The sequence below is a fragment of the Pseudomonas tolaasii NCPPB 2192 genome, assembly GCF_002813445.1.
Taxonomy (GTDB): domain Bacteria; phylum Pseudomonadota; class Gammaproteobacteria; order Pseudomonadales; family Pseudomonadaceae; genus Aquipseudomonas; species Aquipseudomonas tolaasii.
On the sequence record NZ_PHHD01000001.1, the window covers coordinates 4,095,577 to 4,109,467 of the forward strand.

Below are 13,891 nucleotides of genomic sequence, written 5' to 3' on the forward strand. Positions count from 1 at the left end.
TATCTGGTATTTGGGTAACGGCTGCTTAGGGTTCCGCCCTTACGGCGGGTCACTTTGGAAAAGCCCCAAAGTAACCAAAGGGCTCTTGCCCCAACACTCGGCACCTCGCTTGGGCTCGGTGTGCCCTCACTCCGGCTTGAATCCGTGGGCCGCCGCGATGGGCCATCCTTGGCCCAGCGCGGCTAACCCGGCGTCCTGCCGGGTTACCCACGGATTCAAGCCTGCGTTCGGCCAGCGTGTTTAACGGGGCGCCCAGGATCAAGATCAAGATCAAAAGCAAAAGCACGGCGGCCTGACAGCCGGCCTGAGTGGTTGAATCAAAAGCGCTGTTTTTTCTAGAGCAGATAGCGTTCTCCCAGACAAATGAATATCCAAATGTGGGAGCGAGTTCGGCTTTGCTTCTCTGTGGGAGCTGGCTTGCCTGCGATCCAGACACCTCGGTACATCAGGCGGAACTGGTTGATGCCATCGCAGGCAAGCCAGCTCCCACAAAAGCCAGCTCCTTCACCGAATCGCTTTTGATCTAACCACTCAGGTCGGCTACTAGGCCGCCGTGCTCTTGCTTTTGATCTTGATCCTGGGCGCCCCGTTAAAACACGCTGGCCGGAATTCGACAGGGATTTGGGGGGTAAACCGGCAGGGATGCCGGTTTAGCCGCCCCGCGCCATGGATGGCGCGTGGCGGCGGCCCCCCAAATTCCTGTCGGATTACGGGCACACCGAGCCTAGGCGAGGTGCCGAGTGTTGGGGCAAGAGCGTTTTGCTTACTTTTGCGCTGTTCAAAAGTGAGCCGCTGTAAGAGCGGAACCAATATCCGCCGTTACCCCGATAACGGATATACCCCCAACCAACCTTCAGCGATGCTGAAACCGCGGCAACGAAGCGATCCTCAATTTAGGTTCCTGCAACCGCGCCAGATCCGTCGCAATCTGTGCCCGCCAAAAATGCGCCCCCGCCAACTGCGCATCCACCCACGCCTGGCGCAGCAACACCTTGGCCTTCTCCACCGAGCCGTAATGCCCCTGACGCAATGTCAACTGCGCCTTGATCCGCAACATCTGCGGCACAAACCAGCGTTCATGCCGCCCCAGCGCCAATTGCAAGGTGTCTTCCAACACCTCCAGCGCCAGCTTTTCCAGGCCCAGGCGCGCCAGCCCCAGCGCGTATTCACAGCGCAGCATGCTGTAGAGCTGGCTGTCGCCCTGGCCCTGCAACTGATGCAGTGCCTCGCCCAACTGCGGCACGCCTTCTTCCGGCGAGCCCTGGCGAATCAACAACGTGCTCTCGAAGCACAAGCGGAACAGCCGCCAGATATGCAGATCCTGGCGCGTCGTGCTGTCTTGCAACAAACCCAGGTAGTGGCGGGCTTTCGGCAGGTTCGAGGCCAGCAACGCCAGAGGAATGGCGCCCATGCACAGCGTGTACCAGAGGGTCGCCGGATGATCGAGCGAGACGGCCTCGTCGACGCAGGTGCCAATCATGCGCAGCGCGGGGTCAACGTCGCCTTCCAGCAATTGCACCTTGGCCTTGAGGGTGCGCGCGGCGATGCGTTGGTCGAAATGCACGTCGATGATGTGCGAGCGCGGTGCCGACGGCGAGCCGAGGGCTTCGTCGATATTCTGCCGCGCGCCGGCCAGGTCGCCCATGTGAAACAAGGCCACGGCGCGCATGCGTTTGCCGAGCAGTTGCTGGTTGCCGCTGTTGTTCAGCGCGATATAACGCTCAGCCAGTTCCAGGGCTTCGGTGTATTGGTTGCACCCGACGCGGTCGGTCCACAAGCCCCACAACGCACGCAATTTGTGTTCGGCGTCACCCAGGTCGCGGGCGTCTTCGCGTACCTGGCGCCAGGCTTCGCGCATCGGGCCGCCGGTGCCGTAGGTGAGCATCAGCACGCTGGCCAGCGCGGTTTGCAGCAGCATGCGCTGGCGCACCGGCAAGGGGCTGATTGCATTGCTCGCCAGGCCTTTGTCGACCCAGGTGCGGCACTCGCTGACCAGCGACAGGCGCAGCCACAACGGCACGGCGCCCAGGGTCAGTTCAATGGCCAGCGCCAGGTTGCCGGTGGAGGAATACGCCCATTCGAGGGCCGAACGAACGGTGTGGCTTTCGGGGCCATACAGCGCGATCCAGGTCTCGGGAGACAACCCGTCGAGGGTCTGGCCGGCTTCCTGCAATACGCCCAGGGCGTACTGGGCGTGGCGCTGTGCGGTGGAGTTGGCTTCGCCGTATTCGATCAGCTTTTCCTGGGCATAGGCGCGGGTGGTTTCCAGCAGGCGGTAGCGTTTGAGCAACTGCGATTCACCGGCGATCAGCAGCGACTTGTCCATCAGACTTTCCAGCAGGGGCAGGGCGTTGCGCGGGTCGAGGGTGCTGCTGGCGGTCATGGCCTTCACCGCGTCGAGGGTGAAGGAGCCGGTGAACACCGCCAGTTGGCGCAGCATCGCCTGCTCGTCATCGCTGAGCATGGAATAGGTCCAGTCCAGCGTCGCGCTGAGGGAGCGATGGCGGGCGAGGGCGGTGCGCCGGCCGGTCATTTGCAGGCGGAAACTGCCGTCGAGCAGGCCGACCAGGTCCTGAATGCCAAAGGTGCGCACCCGCGCGGCGGCAATTTCAATGGCCAGCGCATTGCAGTCGAGTTTGCGGCAGATGGCGCTCACGGCCGCCACGTCGGCATCCTTGAACACGAATTCGGGATCGAGGGCGCGCACACGCTCCACAAAGAGGCGCACGCCGGACCAGGCCAGGGCTTCGCTCGCATTCAGGCTGGCGGTTTGATCCGGCACTTGCAGCGGTGCCAGGTCGTGTACGCGCTCGCCGTCGGCGCGCAGCGGCTCGCGGCTGGTGGTCAGCACGCAGCAATGGGGCGCGGCACGCAGCAGGGTTTCGGCGACCTCGGCAGTGGCGGGCAGTACGTGTTCGCAGTTGTCCAGTACCAGCAACAGGCGGCGCTCGGCCAGGGTGGCGGCGATGCTGTGCAGCGGGTCTTCGCTGATGGTCTGGATGCCCAAGGCGCTGGCGAGCATGCCGGCCACCCATTGGCCGCTGATGGCGGGGGCCAGGTCGACAAAGCAGGTGTCGAGGTTGAACTCGCTGGCCAGGTTATGCGCCACGGCCATGGCCACGGTGGTCTTGCCCACGCCGCCCGGGCCGGTGATGGTCACGAAGCGCTGGCTGATGACTTGCCCGGCCAGGTGGGTGACCAAGGCATCGCGGCCGATCACTTCGCCGGCAGGTGCGGGCAGGCTGGGTTCTTCCGCGCGGGTATAGGCCACTGGCAAGGCTTCGTCGCCGGCAGCCTGTACGGTGACCGGCGCCACAAAGCGATAACCCCGGCCCGGCACGGTGACGATATAGCTGAAATTGCCATCGTCGCCCAAGGCTCGGCGCAGCGCGACGATCTGCGCCCGCAGGTTGCACTCTTCGACCACCACTTTGGGCCAGGCGAAGGAAATCAGTTCGGATTTCTCCAGCAATTCGCCGGCGCGGGTAGCCAGGGCGATCAGCAGGTACAGGGCGCGGCTACCCAAGGTGACGGGCTCGCCGTTGCGCAACAACACATGCTGGCGTGCCAGTAACAGAAAGGGGCCGAAGCCGAGGGCGTTCTCGGTAGTCACCGGGGCCGGGTGGTCTGCGTCCATACAGGACACTGCGTGGGATTTGCTCGAGCTCATCAATTCGTCCTTTTTATAGTCGGGCTTGTTATTGGCGATCAGGCCATTCGCCCTTTTGGGTGCAGATGTGCAGCAGCAGTCTTGGAAAGTTGACGTCGATCAAAGAGTCGGAAAGGCCGCCCTCCTGTGGGGCATGTCGTTTTTATAGGCGTGTCACGGAGCTTGTTTCAGTTGATGAGACTGTCTCAAACCTGAAACATTTTATTACCAGAAACCTGGATAAAGCAGAATGTATGCCAGTTGGCATGTAACGAAGATGACAACAACCGCATGAAATTTATGGTGATTTTTGTGGTCGTCGACGAGTTTTCGGTACGCCCGTTCGGAAAGGCGAATATTTCCAATTGTGTCGTTCGGGAAGCCGAATAAAACGGCGGTGAATTGGCGCTGTTTTTCCGGCTGTGTATCGCACTGTATCCCCAGCCCAGCCTGATACACCTGCATGACGTTCTGTCGTGTTTGCGACACAGACCGGATACACGCCTGGCTTTAACTCTGTTCACCAGCCGGCGCCGGTGGTTACCCACCACCTCAGGCGCCCTGGCCACACTCAGTCAAGCCAGGAGATACACCGATGAAGCGTCCTTACGCAGCCCTCGCGGCCACCCTTGCCCTGTCCCTCGGCGCCTTCGCGGCCGTCGCCCATGCCGATGAAGCCAAGCCCCAGGAGAAATGCTTTGGCGTGGCCCTGGCCGGCGCCAACGACTGCGCGGCCGGTAAAGGCACCTCGTGCGCCGGCACCGCCACTGCCGACTACCAGGGCAATGCTTGGGTGCTGGTCGACAAAGGCACCTGCACCCAAATCAAAACCCCCAAAGGCTACGGCAGCCTGACGGAGCAACCATGAGCCGAGCGGCCCCGGCAGCGGTGATCCGCCGCCTGCTGCCCGACGCGCTGCTGTTGCTGGTGGCGCGGGTGGGCATCGCGTCGGTGTTCTTTCTCTCGGGGCGCACCAAGGTCAGCGGTTTTCTGGAGCTGAAACCCTCGACCTACACGCTGTTCCGGTCGGAATACGCCTTGCCGCTGATCCCGCCGGAGTGGGCCGCGCACCTGGCGACTTACGCCGAACACCTGTTTCCGCTGCTGCTGGTGCTGGGCCTGCTGACCCGTCCGGCAGCTGCCGCGCTGTTGGGCATGACCCTGGTGATCGAGGTGTTTGTGTACCCCGACGCCTGGCCGGTGCACCTGACCTGGGCGGGCCTGTTGCTGCCGCTGCTGGCCTGTGGCGGCGGGGCGTGGTCGCTGGACCGTTTGCTGTTTGCCAAACCTTTAACTGTTCGTTGATGGAGACTTTCTGATGCGCATGCTTTCTTCCCTGGCCATTGCCATGGCCCTGACCGTGCCGATGCTGGCTCACGCGGCCGATGCGCCGCAGCCCGGCACCGGTAAAAGCGTGGTGATCGTGCCCGGCTCGTTTGTCGACGGCTCCGGCTGGCGCGTGGTGCACGACATCCTGATTCACAAAGGCTACAAGGTGACGGTGGTGCACCAGGGCCACGAAAACCTCGCCGCCGACGTGGCCGAGGCGCGAGAGGTGCTGGAGCAGCAAGTCGGCCCGGTGATACTGGTGGGCCACAGCTCCGGCGGCGCAGTGATCTCGATTGCCGGGGACCGCGACAAGGTCAAGTCGCTGGTCTACGTGTCGGCGCTGCAACCGGAAGTGGGCGAGAACATGGCCCAGTTGATCGGCTCCATGCCGGCGCCCAGTGATGACATCAAGGCCAGCCGCGACGGTCACCTGTTCTTCGACCGCACCAAGTTCAACGCGGACTTCGCCGCCGACCTGACCACCAACCGCACCGACTTCATGGCCGCCTCCCAAGTGCCGGCCACCACCGCGCTGTTCGGCGGCACCGTGTGGGCCGCGGCCTGGCATAAAAAGCCGACCTACGCCGTGGTGTCCACCGAAGACCGCGCCCTGAGCCCGGACCTGCAACGCTGGATGTACAAGCGCGCCGGTTCCACGGTCACCGAAATCAAGGCCAGCCACTCGGTGTACATCTCCCAGCCCGAGGCTGTGGCGAAGGTCATCGAAGACGCTGCATCCGTTATCAAGTAATTCACCCCAACCCTGGAGAAACACCCATGAACACTGCACTCAAATCCCGCCTGAGCCTCGCCGCCGCCGCTGCCCTGGTGGCCATGGCCTCTGCCACGTTCGCCACGGCCGCCAGCGCCGCCGACCAGCATGAAAAGCCGGGCCGTTGCTACGGCGTCAACACCTGCAAGGGCACCAGCCTGTGCGCCACCGCCAAAAACGATTGCAAGGGCCTCAACAGTTGCAAGGGTGAAGGCGTGATCGTCAAGACCCCGTCCGAGTGCCTGAAGGCTGGCGGCACGCTGACCGAGCCGAAGTAATCCACCCCCCTGTGGCGAGCAAGCTTGCTTGCGCCGGGATGCGGAGCATCCCCAAAAAGCGGCGACTGCTGCGCAGCCGAGCGGGGGCAAGCTCCCTCGCCACAGATTTTGATGGAGAACGGTCCATGTCCACACCCAACCCCCATTTTTCCGGCTACGGCCTGGGGCTGCGCAAGGAGCACTACGGCGACTTCCTGGAGACCTCGGTGCCGGTGGATTTCGTCGAAGTGATCTCCGAAAACTTTATGGTCGAAGGCGGCCAGCCCCGGCACATTCTGCGCCAGGTGCGTGAACGCCACCCGGTGGCCTTGCACGGGGTGTCGATGTCCATCGGCACCGCTGAGGGGCTCGACAAGGCCTACCTGCGCCGCCTCAAGGCGCTGGTGGACGAGATCGAGCCGCTGTTTGTGTCTGACCACTTGAGCTGGTCCCGCAGTGGCGGCTTCAACGCCCATGACTTGCTGCCCGTGCCCTATACCGAGGAAGCGCTGGACCTGGTGTGCAGCAATATTCATCAGGCCCAGGATGCATTGGGCCGCACGATGCTGTTTGAAAACCCGTCCAGCTACCTCGTCTTTGACGGCGCCGTGATGAGCGAGTGGGACTTTATCGCCGCCATGGCCGAGCGCACCGGTTGCGAGCTGTTGCTGGACGTCAACAACGTGTTTGTCAGCGCCAGCAACCATGGGTTTGATGCGCTGGCGTTTCTCGACGGCATTCCCGCCGAACGCGTGCGCCAGATTCACCTGGCCGGCCACAGCCAGGGCCGCGAGTTGTTGATCGACAGCCATGACAGCCCGGTGTGTGGTGGCGTGTGGGCGCTTTACGCCAAGGCCCGCGCCAAACTCGGCCCGGTGGCGACCATGATCGAGCGTGACGATGCGATTCCGCCACTGGCCGACCTGCTGCAGGAGCTCTCCATGGCGCGTGCTTTGGGGGCGGCGCAATGAACCTGGCGCAGTGGCAACAGGCTTTTCGCGGCTGGCTGGTGAGCGCCTCGGCGCAATCGGCAGAGGCGCTCGGCAATCACCACGCGGGCCTTGCGGTGTACCAGAACAACTACCGGGCGCAATTGATCGGGTGCCTGGAACAGGCGTTTCCCAACCTGCGCCGCTGGGTGGGGGACGAGGCGTTTCTGGCGGCCAGCATCCACCATATCGACCAACAGCCGCCCCACGCCTGGAGCCTGGACGCCTACCCTGCAGGGTTTCACCAGACGCTGAAAACGTTGTTTCCCCACAACCCCGACGTGCACGAACTGGCCTGGATCGAGTCGGCACTGAACGACGCCTTTGTCGCGGCCGATGCGCGGCCTTTGGCGATGGACACCCTGGCGCACCTGGATTGGGACACGGCGGTGCTGCAACTGAGCCCGTCCCTGCGCTGCCACGCCCTGACCACCAACGCCGAAGCCATCTGGTCAGCGCTCTGGCAGGAAACACCAGCGCCCGATGCGGCGATGCTGGACGAGGCGGGCGGCCTGTTGGTGTGGCGGCGTGAATTCACCTCTCGACTGCGTCAGGTGGATGCCCTGGAGTTGCAGGCCCTGTTGCAGCTGCAGACGGACGGCAGTTTTGCCCGGCTGTGCGAGTTTCTGGTGCAGTGCCTGGGGGAGGAGGCCGGCGTGATGCAGGCCGGTGAATACCTGGCCGGTTGGCTGGGCAGTGAATTGATTGTGGGGGTAATCGAACATGAAAATATTGACAGCCAGGCAATAGGCCACTGAAAAAAATCCCGTCTGCCCGTACTCTAGAGGCCTTCGTCACCTGTGTGAGTGGTTCATGTCTTCTGTCGCCGATGGGTTGCCCTTCAATAAACGCTTGCCGGCAGTGATCGCCCTGTCTTTGGGGATCGGCATGGCAACCCTGGACACGGCCATCGTCAACACGGCATTGCCGACGCTGGCCCAGGGGATCGGCACCGACTCGGCGTCGGTGATCTGGGTGGTCAACGCCTACCAGTTGGCGATCATCGCCACGGTGCTGCCGTTTGCATCCTTGAGTGATGTGCTGGGGCACCGTCGGGTGTACCTGGGCGGGTTGCTGCTGTTTATTGTTTCGTCGCTGTTCTGCGGGTTGGCGGGGTCGCTGCTGACTCTCACGGCCGCGCGAGTGGCCCAGGGGCTGGGGGCGGCGGCGCTGATGAGTGTCAACACGGCGCTGCTGCGACACATCTACCCTTCGAAAATGCTCGGCCGGGGGCTCGGTTACAACTCGCTGGTGGTCGGGCTGGCCTTTACCCTCGGCCCGACCGCGGCATCGGCCATTTTGTCGGTGGCGACCTGGCATTGGCTGTACCTGATCAACGTACCGCTGGGCCTGCTGGCACTGGGCCTGGGTTTTCGCTCGTTGCCGGTGCTGCCGTTGACCGGGCATGCCTTCGACCGTATCGCGGCGGTGCTGTGTGCCGGGCTGTTTGCCTTGCTGGTGTTGGGGCTTGGCACCGCCGTGCACGGGGCTCAGGGCGCCTTGACGCTGGGCTTGATTGCGGTGGCGCTGGTGTGCGGCGCCTTGCTGCTGCGCCGCGAATCGGGCCACCCGGCGCCGATGCTGGCGGTGGACTTGTTCAAGCGTCCGGTGTTTGCCTTGTCGTCCCTCACGGCCATTTGTGCGTTCAGCGCCCAGGGCCTGGCGTTTGTCTCGTTGCCGTTTCTGTTGCAGGCGGCGCTGGGGCATAGCCAGGTGGAAACCGGTTTTCTGATGACGCCGTGGCCGGCGGTGGTGGCGGTGATGGCGCTGGTGGCGGGGCGCCTGGCGGACCGGGTGTCGCTGGGCATGTTGTGCGGCATCGGTTTGTTGATGCTCAGCGTTGGCATGGCGGCGTTGGCGACCCTGGGCAGCGGCGCGTCGGCCTTTGATATCGGCTGGCGCATGGCGCTGTGCGGCGCCGGTTTCGGCTTTTTCCAGTCGCCCAACCTCAAGGCCATCATGACCAGCGCGCCTCTGGCTCGCAGTGGCGGGGCCAGCGGCATCGTGGCGATTTCGCGCTTGCTGGGGCAAACGCTGGGCGCGTCGCTCGTGGCTTTTTGTTTCCATTTATCCCTGGGCAGCGGCCCGCAGATTGCGCTGTGGCTGGGGTGCGCCTTCGCCCTGGCGGGGGCCGTCGCCAGTTGGTTGCGCTTGTTGCCCTATGACAAAAAGGTTTGATCGGGCGTTGTAAAACACCGCGGCGGAAGGCTACCGTGGCGACCTGAATATTTCGGGATGTTTCAGATTTATGTCCAGTCTGGCCCAACGCACTGCCGATGTGTCTTCCCGCCGCGCCGCGCTGACCCTTGCTTTATGCCTGCCCAGTGACGTGTTGCTCTACCTGCTGTTGCCGATGGAGTCCCAGGCCTTCGGCATCACCCTGGCCCAGGCGGGCGTGTTGCTGGCCGCCAACCGCCTAGTGCGGATTTTTGGCTACCGGCATGTGCTGAACTTCTACGCGCGCAACGGCGACCGGCTGACCTGCATGATCGCCGCCGGTGCCGCCACGGTATGCGCCTTGGGCAACTCCATGCTGTCGGGTTTTGCCGCGTTGCTCGGGCTGCGGCTGATCTGGGGCCTGTGTTTTGCTGCGTTGAACCTGTCGACCCAGGTGTTGGCCACCTCGGAACCTGCGGGGGCGGCGCGTCGGGCCGGGCGCTCACGGGCGGTGATTGCTTTGGGGCCAATGCTCGCGCTGCCGTTGGGCGGCTGGCTGACGTTATGGGCCGGGCCGCGTCCGATCTTTCTGATTCTGGCCGGCTGTTGTCTGTTGGGCGTGTGGGCCGCCCACGGTTTGCCGCGCGCCGGGCACAATCTGCACAGCACGGGCCGTCGCTTCAAATGGCCGGACAGTGTGGCGACCTGGTCGTTTATTGAGGGCGTAGCGCTGGACGGCCTGTTTATCTTCGGCCTGTCGATTCAGGCGCAGAAGATCCTCGGCGGCAACGCGGTGCTGATCGCCGGTGGTCTGATGGCCCTGCGGTATGCCTCGGAAATGCTCCTGAGCCCGTTGGGCGGCCGCGCGGCCCAGCGTTTTGGCGCCACCTCGATGCTGCTGCTGTTTTCATTCATGAGCGCCCTGGCCTTGACCGCGTTCGGCAGTTACTGGGTGATCGTCGGCGCGGCGGCGGTGCTGGTGCTGCGCGCACTGCAATTGCCGCTGGTGACCACGTTGGTGGCCGAGCGCAACCCGGGGTCGATGCGGGTTTCGGCACTGGCATCCAACGCCGTGTGGCGTGACGTCGGTGCGGGCCTCGGGCCGTTGCTGGCCGGTGTGTTGCTGCCGATCGCTTCGGCGCCGGTGGTGTTTGGCCTGGCCGGCGCAGCCATCGCCGTCAGCGCGGTGTTCTGCTGGCGGGCAAAGGTTTCCCACCCATTGATGTGAGGTTGTTTGTGTCCCTTGAAGAAGATTTCGTGCAACTGCTGGATAAGGCGTATCGCCACTGGACCGGCCAGGGACTGCCGGCCCCTGAGCACCTGACCCCGCAACAGCGTCTGGCCTGGCTGCACAACGAGGCGCCCTACACCCTGCTGGCCCACGACGGCGCCGTCGACCCGCGTTTTACCTACGGCAACGAGCGCACGATGCAGTGTTTCAAATACCCGCCCGAGACCTTTATCGGCATGCCGTCGCGTTTCAGTGCTTCGCAGCTTGAGCGTGCCGAGCGTCAGGTACTGCTGGAGCAAGTCAGCGCCGATGGCATTGCCAGGGCCGAGAGCGGCTGGCGGGTGGATGCGCACGGCCAGCCGTTCCTGATCCATGCGGTCGAGGTATGGACCTTGCTGGATGACGCCGGCAAGGCCTGTGGGCAGGCGGCGCTGTTCTGGCCGGATGGACAGCGCATCGGCGTGTTGACGTAATCAGTTTGAACGATGGCCCGTGGCGGTTTCTCTAACGCTGTGTAGACCCACTGAGGTGAACCATCATGAGTGAACATACGCAGCCGCCGCCCGGCACCCCGAATCCTGACCGCACACCCGGCGAAGAGGAGCGTGACAACGATGCGTTACGCCCCAACGACCCGGCGGAGCGTCAGGAAAGCGACGTGGAGCGGGTCGAGGAAGATCTGGAAAACCTGCACGACAAGGCCCGCCCCTTGTGAAGCATGCAAAAAAAAGCCGCCCGACGAGGTGTTGGGCGACTTGAAGGGATGAACCGAGCCCCGCCGTTGAGCGGGGCTTTTGTTTACTTGGGCGCGACCCAGGTGACCTCGGTAATGCCAAATTTTTCCGCCCAGGGCCGGGTGGTTTTTTTCACTTGTTCGTGACCCACGCGGCCGATTCGGCTGACATGGGCAATGTCGGCATCCACTGCCGCCCAGTGCCAGGCCTCGGCGTTGTTCATCACTTCGGCGCGCACCACAAAGGATTTTGGTTGACCGTGCAGTTGATAGTGGATGGTGTAGATTTTTGCGGTACTCATGTTGCCTCCCTGTCTTGTTATAGATGGATAGGTTGGCGCTCCAAAAGGTTCATTCAAAATGACAAATCCTGCGCACGCGCGGCATAGTGACGCTTTTGCCCCGTGCCAGAGGACCGCGCCATGCCTCGCCTGACTCATAGCCAGCTCTACCTGCAACGCCTGGGCTACGATTCGCCGCCACCACCGACCCTGCAAACGCTGCAGGCGCTGCAATTGCGTCATGTGTGCACCTTCGCCTTCGAGAGCCTGTCGACTTTGCTGCACTCACCCGTGCCCATCGATTTGCCGAGCATCGAGCAAAAAGTGCTGTTCGACGGGCGCGGCGGGTATTGTTTCGAATTGAACTACCTGTTCCTGACCCTGTTGCAGGAGTTGGGCTTTGAAGCACGCGGCCTGACCGGCTGGGTGGTGATGGGCGGGCCTGTGGACGTGCGGACCGGGCGCACGCACCGGTTAAGCCTGGTGACGCTGGACGGCGTGCGCTATATCACCGACGTCGGCTTTGGCGGCATGGTGCCGAGCAGCCCGCTGCAACTGGACAGCGATGCAACCCAGGCCACCGCCCACGAACCTTATCGGCTGACCTTCAGCGACGGCGCCTACACCCTGTGGGCCCAGGTGGGTGAGGAGTGGCGCGGCCTGTATGTGTTCGACCTGCAGCCGCAGGCGGATATCGATTATGAAATCGGCAACTGGTACGTCTCCACGCATCCGGCTTCACCCTTTGTCGGCCAACTGAAGGCGGCGCTGCTGGCGCCGGGCAAACGCCATACGCTGAACAACGCCAACTATGCCGTGCACTCACTGGACCGACCCAGTGAAAAACGTTCGATTCAAAGCGTCGATGAACTGCTGACCCTGCTGCAGGCCACCTTCGGTATTCGCTTGCCGGCGCATCCGCAACTTCGCGAAACACTTGATGGCCTTGTAGTAGCTAACTCGCAGGAACCTTGAGATAGAGCCTTCGCTGAACCGTTTTTTCTCCAAATCGGTGCAAATTAATTCGAACCTTTGGCGCGAGCCGGGGTTCGAAGCGATTCCTGAATAATTTGCTCACCAGACAAGGAGATGTAAAACGATGTCCAAGCTATTCGGAAAATTCCTCAAGCATTCCTCGCTGCTGGCCCTGGTGGCTGCACCGACCCTGGCGTTCGCCGCGCCGTCCACCGCACCGATTTCCACGTTCGGGCTGCTGGGCAGCTACAACGACTTCAAGTTTGAAGGCGGTAGCGAAAGCGACAAGGACCACATGCCCGAAGCCGGGCTGTTCTACAACTTCGGCAACAAGCTCACCGCTGAGTCGGGCTTTATCTACCAGGCGGGCGTCGAAGCCAAGTTCGGCAAGAAAAACGACAACAAACTCAAGGAAGGCCAGGCCGATATCGACCTGGGCTGGCGCGCCGCACTGGATGCCCGCAACTTTGTCGACGTGATCGTCGGCGGCGGCTACAGCTGGACGCGCTACGAGCCGGACACCAACGACTACGACGTCAAACTCACCAACAAATCGCCCTTCGCCAAGGCTGCCCTGGGTTACAACCACCAGTTCGACGACATGACCCTGCGCGTCGAGGCCGGCGCCCGCCGCACCATCGATGGCCGCACCAAACTCAAGGTGGACGGCATCGGCAGCGACACCGTGGACCTCAAGGACCGCACCAACCCCTACGCCGAAGTCAGCCTGCTGATGAACCAGAAAGGCGACTTGCCGGTGATGGCAGGCCTGTATTACACGCGTACCGAGTACAAGCTCGACGACGACTCCTACGTGGCCGACAACACCAAGCTCAAGCGTGACGAGTATGGTTTCAAAGTGGGTATTGCCTTCTAACACAGTATGAGCCCATTTGTGGCGAGCGGGCTTGCTGTGTTGAGCTGGCTTGTTGTGGCGAGCGGGCTTGCCACAACAAGCCCGCTCATCACACAGGCCTGCCCTTCACAAAAGCCTGCTCATCACACAAGTCTGCTGGTCACATGGGGGCATTGTGGCGGGTGTCCGCCCAAGCCCCCTTTGTGTCCCCCAAAACCCTCAACGCGGCGCCGCCGCTGTCTTAGTGTGGACCCAGCTTTCCACATCACAAGAAGAGAGGGTGGCCATGCGCCGCATCCTGCTATCGCTCGTGGTATTGGGCCTGCTCACGGCCTGTGACGACTCCCCGAAAAAAAACTCCGACCACGCCGCTACGGGCATGCCTGCTGACCCGGCGCTGGCCCAGGTCTATGACACCAGTTGCAAGCTGTGTCATGCCAACCCAGCGTCTGGCGCGCCGCTGAGCGGTGACCACGCGGCCTGGCGCCCACGCGTGGCCCAGGGCGCCGACACCCTGCTGGACCACAGTATCAACGGCTACAACGGCATGCCGCCGATGGGCTTGTGCATGCAGTGCACCGAGGCGCAGTTTCTGGCGCTGATCAGCTTCATGGCCGGTGTAGAACTCCAACAATAAGCAGAGGTGGTGGATGGCGCTTTCA

16 protein-coding genes are annotated in these 13,891 nt (G+C 62.9%); 13 read left to right on the forward strand and 3 right to left on the reverse strand.

Annotation, left to right across the window (positions count from 1 at the left end; translation table 11 throughout):
* Nucleotides 1-853 precede the first annotated feature (853 nt).
* Both ATI14_RS19055 and ATI14_RS19060 read right to left on the reverse strand, forming a co-directional pair.
* The gene (locus tag ATI14_RS19055; protein ID WP_051032816.1) at nt 854-3,670 is read right to left on the reverse strand and encodes an ATP-binding protein; all 2,817 of its coding nucleotides are present in this window, start codon (nt 3,668-3,670) and stop codon (nt 854-856) included.
* 204 nt (nt 3,671-3,874) lie between these two features.
* Nucleotides 3,875-4,114, reverse strand: a complete 240-nt coding sequence (locus ATI14_RS19060; protein WP_016974001.1) for a hypothetical protein — start codon at nt 4,112-4,114, stop codon at nt 3,875-3,877.
* 130 nt (nt 4,115-4,244) lie between these two features.
* Here ATI14_RS19060 and ATI14_RS19065 point away from each other — a divergent pair, with 130 nt between their 5' ends.
* From ATI14_RS19065 to ATI14_RS31435, 10 genes are all read left to right on the forward strand, one after another.
* Nucleotides 4,245-4,517: a BufA1 family periplasmic bufferin-type metallophore gene (locus ATI14_RS19065; RefSeq protein ID WP_016974002.1), complete on the forward strand. Its 273-nt coding sequence runs from the start codon at nt 4,245-4,247 to the stop codon at nt 4,515-4,517.
* Nucleotides 4,514-4,954 (forward strand): DoxX family protein, encoded by a 441-nt coding sequence (locus ATI14_RS19070; RefSeq protein WP_016974003.1) that lies wholly within the window; start codon nt 4,514-4,516, stop codon nt 4,952-4,954. Before ATI14_RS19065 ends, ATI14_RS19070 begins: the two co-directional genes overlap by 4 nt.
* A 13-nt stretch (nt 4,955-4,967) precedes the next feature.
* Nucleotides 4,968-5,729: an alpha/beta fold hydrolase gene (locus ATI14_RS19075; RefSeq protein ID WP_016974004.1), complete on the forward strand. Its 762-nt coding sequence runs from the start codon at nt 4,968-4,970 to the stop codon at nt 5,727-5,729.
* Between the two features lie 26 nt (nt 5,730-5,755).
* A complete protein-coding gene (gene bufA2 / locus ATI14_RS19080) occupies nt 5,756-6,028 on the forward strand; it encodes a BufA2 family periplasmic bufferin-type metallophore (RefSeq protein ID WP_016974005.1) in 273 nt (90 codons plus the stop codon).
* 125 nt (nt 6,029-6,153) lie between these two features.
* Nucleotides 6,154-6,978: an MNIO family bufferin maturase gene (gene bufB / locus ATI14_RS19085; RefSeq protein ID WP_016974006.1), complete on the forward strand. Its 825-nt coding sequence runs from the start codon at nt 6,154-6,156 to the stop codon at nt 6,976-6,978.
* On the forward strand, nt 6,975-7,754 hold the full coding sequence (locus ATI14_RS19090; protein WP_016974007.1) for an HvfC/BufC N-terminal domain-containing protein: 780 nt from the start codon (nt 6,975-6,977) through the stop codon (nt 7,752-7,754). The genes bufB and ATI14_RS19090 overlap by 4 nt, the downstream gene beginning before the upstream one ends.
* Before the next feature lie 55 nt (nt 7,755-7,809).
* A complete protein-coding gene (locus tag ATI14_RS19095; protein WP_016974008.1) occupies nt 7,810-9,174 on the forward strand; it encodes an MFS transporter in 1,365 nt (454 codons plus the stop codon).
* Between the two features lie 70 nt (nt 9,175-9,244).
* Complete coding sequence (locus ATI14_RS19100; protein WP_016974009.1) at nt 9,245-10,381, forward strand: MFS transporter; 1,137 nt, start codon at nt 9,245-9,247, stop codon at nt 10,379-10,381.
* Nucleotides 10,382-10,383: 2 nt separating this feature from the next.
* Complete coding sequence (locus ATI14_RS19105) at nt 10,384-10,857, forward strand: MEKHLA domain-containing protein (protein ID WP_016974010.1); 474 nt, start codon at nt 10,384-10,386, stop codon at nt 10,855-10,857.
* A 65-nt stretch (nt 10,858-10,922) separates the two neighbouring features.
* Complete coding sequence (locus tag ATI14_RS31435; RefSeq protein WP_016974011.1) at nt 10,923-11,099, forward strand: hypothetical protein; 177 nt, start codon at nt 10,923-10,925, stop codon at nt 11,097-11,099.
* 83 nt (nt 11,100-11,182) lie between these two features.
* Here ATI14_RS31435 and ATI14_RS19110 read toward each other — a convergent pair whose 3' ends face one another.
* Nucleotides 11,183-11,419 (reverse strand): DUF6555 family protein, encoded by a 237-nt coding sequence (locus ATI14_RS19110; RefSeq protein WP_016974012.1) that lies wholly within the window; start codon nt 11,417-11,419, stop codon nt 11,183-11,185.
* Nucleotides 11,420-11,539: 120 nt separating this feature from the next.
* On the opposite strand from ATI14_RS19110, the gene ATI14_RS19115 reads away from it, so the two are divergent.
* From ATI14_RS19115 to ATI14_RS19125, 3 genes are all read left to right on the forward strand, one after another.
* The gene (locus ATI14_RS19115) at nt 11,540-12,373 is read left to right on the forward strand and encodes an arylamine N-acetyltransferase family protein (protein ID WP_016974013.1); all 834 of its coding nucleotides are present in this window, start codon (nt 11,540-11,542) and stop codon (nt 12,371-12,373) included.
* A 124-nt stretch (nt 12,374-12,497) separates the two neighbouring features.
* Entirely contained in the window at nt 12,498-13,250 is a 753-nt protein-coding gene (locus tag ATI14_RS19120; protein WP_016974014.1) for an outer membrane beta-barrel protein, read from the forward strand.
* 265 nt (nt 13,251-13,515) lie between these two features.
* A complete protein-coding gene (locus ATI14_RS19125) occupies nt 13,516-13,866 on the forward strand; it encodes a c-type cytochrome (RefSeq protein WP_026083330.1) in 351 nt (116 codons plus the stop codon).
* The last annotated feature ends 25 nt before the right edge of the window (nt 13,867-13,891 follow it).

What these genes read in the sequence shown, in the direction of transcription:
- ATI14_RS19110 (WP_016974012.1), bottom strand. Translation starts at nt 11,419, where the DNA reads ATGAGTACCGCAAAAATCTACACCATCCACTATCAACTGCACGGTCAA.
- ATI14_RS19090 (WP_016974007.1), top strand. Translation starts at nt 6,975, where the DNA reads ATGAACCTGGCGCAGTGGCAACAGGCTTTTCGCGGCTGGCTGGTGAGC.
- ATI14_RS19120 (WP_016974014.1), top strand. Translation starts at nt 12,498, where the DNA reads ATGTCCAAGCTATTCGGAAAATTCCTCAAGCATTCCTCGCTGCTGGCC.
- ATI14_RS19100 (WP_016974009.1), top strand. Translation starts at nt 9,245, where the DNA reads ATGTCCAGTCTGGCCCAACGCACTGCCGATGTGTCTTCCCGCCGCGCC.
- bufA2 (WP_016974005.1), top strand. Translation starts at nt 5,756, where the DNA reads ATGAACACTGCACTCAAATCCCGCCTGAGCCTCGCCGCCGCCGCTGCC.
- bufB (WP_016974006.1), top strand. Translation starts at nt 6,154, where the DNA reads ATGTCCACACCCAACCCCCATTTTTCCGGCTACGGCCTGGGGCTGCGC.
- ATI14_RS19070 (WP_016974003.1), top strand. Translation starts at nt 4,514, where the DNA reads ATGAGCCGAGCGGCCCCGGCAGCGGTGATCCGCCGCCTGCTGCCCGAC.
- ATI14_RS19065 (WP_016974002.1), top strand. Translation starts at nt 4,245, where the DNA reads ATGAAGCGTCCTTACGCAGCCCTCGCGGCCACCCTTGCCCTGTCCCTC.
- ATI14_RS19095 (WP_016974008.1), top strand. Translation starts at nt 7,810, where the DNA reads ATGTCTTCTGTCGCCGATGGGTTGCCCTTCAATAAACGCTTGCCGGCA.
- ATI14_RS19075 (WP_016974004.1), top strand. Translation starts at nt 4,968, where the DNA reads ATGCGCATGCTTTCTTCCCTGGCCATTGCCATGGCCCTGACCGTGCCG.
- ATI14_RS19060 (WP_016974001.1), bottom strand. Translation starts at nt 4,114, where the DNA reads ATGCAGGTGTATCAGGCTGGGCTGGGGATACAGTGCGATACACAGCCG.
- ATI14_RS19115 (WP_016974013.1), top strand. Translation starts at nt 11,540, where the DNA reads ATGCCTCGCCTGACTCATAGCCAGCTCTACCTGCAACGCCTGGGCTAC.
- ATI14_RS19125 (WP_026083330.1), top strand. Translation starts at nt 13,516, where the DNA reads ATGCGCCGCATCCTGCTATCGCTCGTGGTATTGGGCCTGCTCACGGCC.
- ATI14_RS31435 (WP_016974011.1), top strand. Translation starts at nt 10,923, where the DNA reads ATGAGTGAACATACGCAGCCGCCGCCCGGCACCCCGAATCCTGACCGC.
- ATI14_RS19055 (WP_051032816.1), bottom strand. Translation starts at nt 3,670, where the DNA reads ATGAGCTCGAGCAAATCCCACGCAGTGTCCTGTATGGACGCAGACCAC.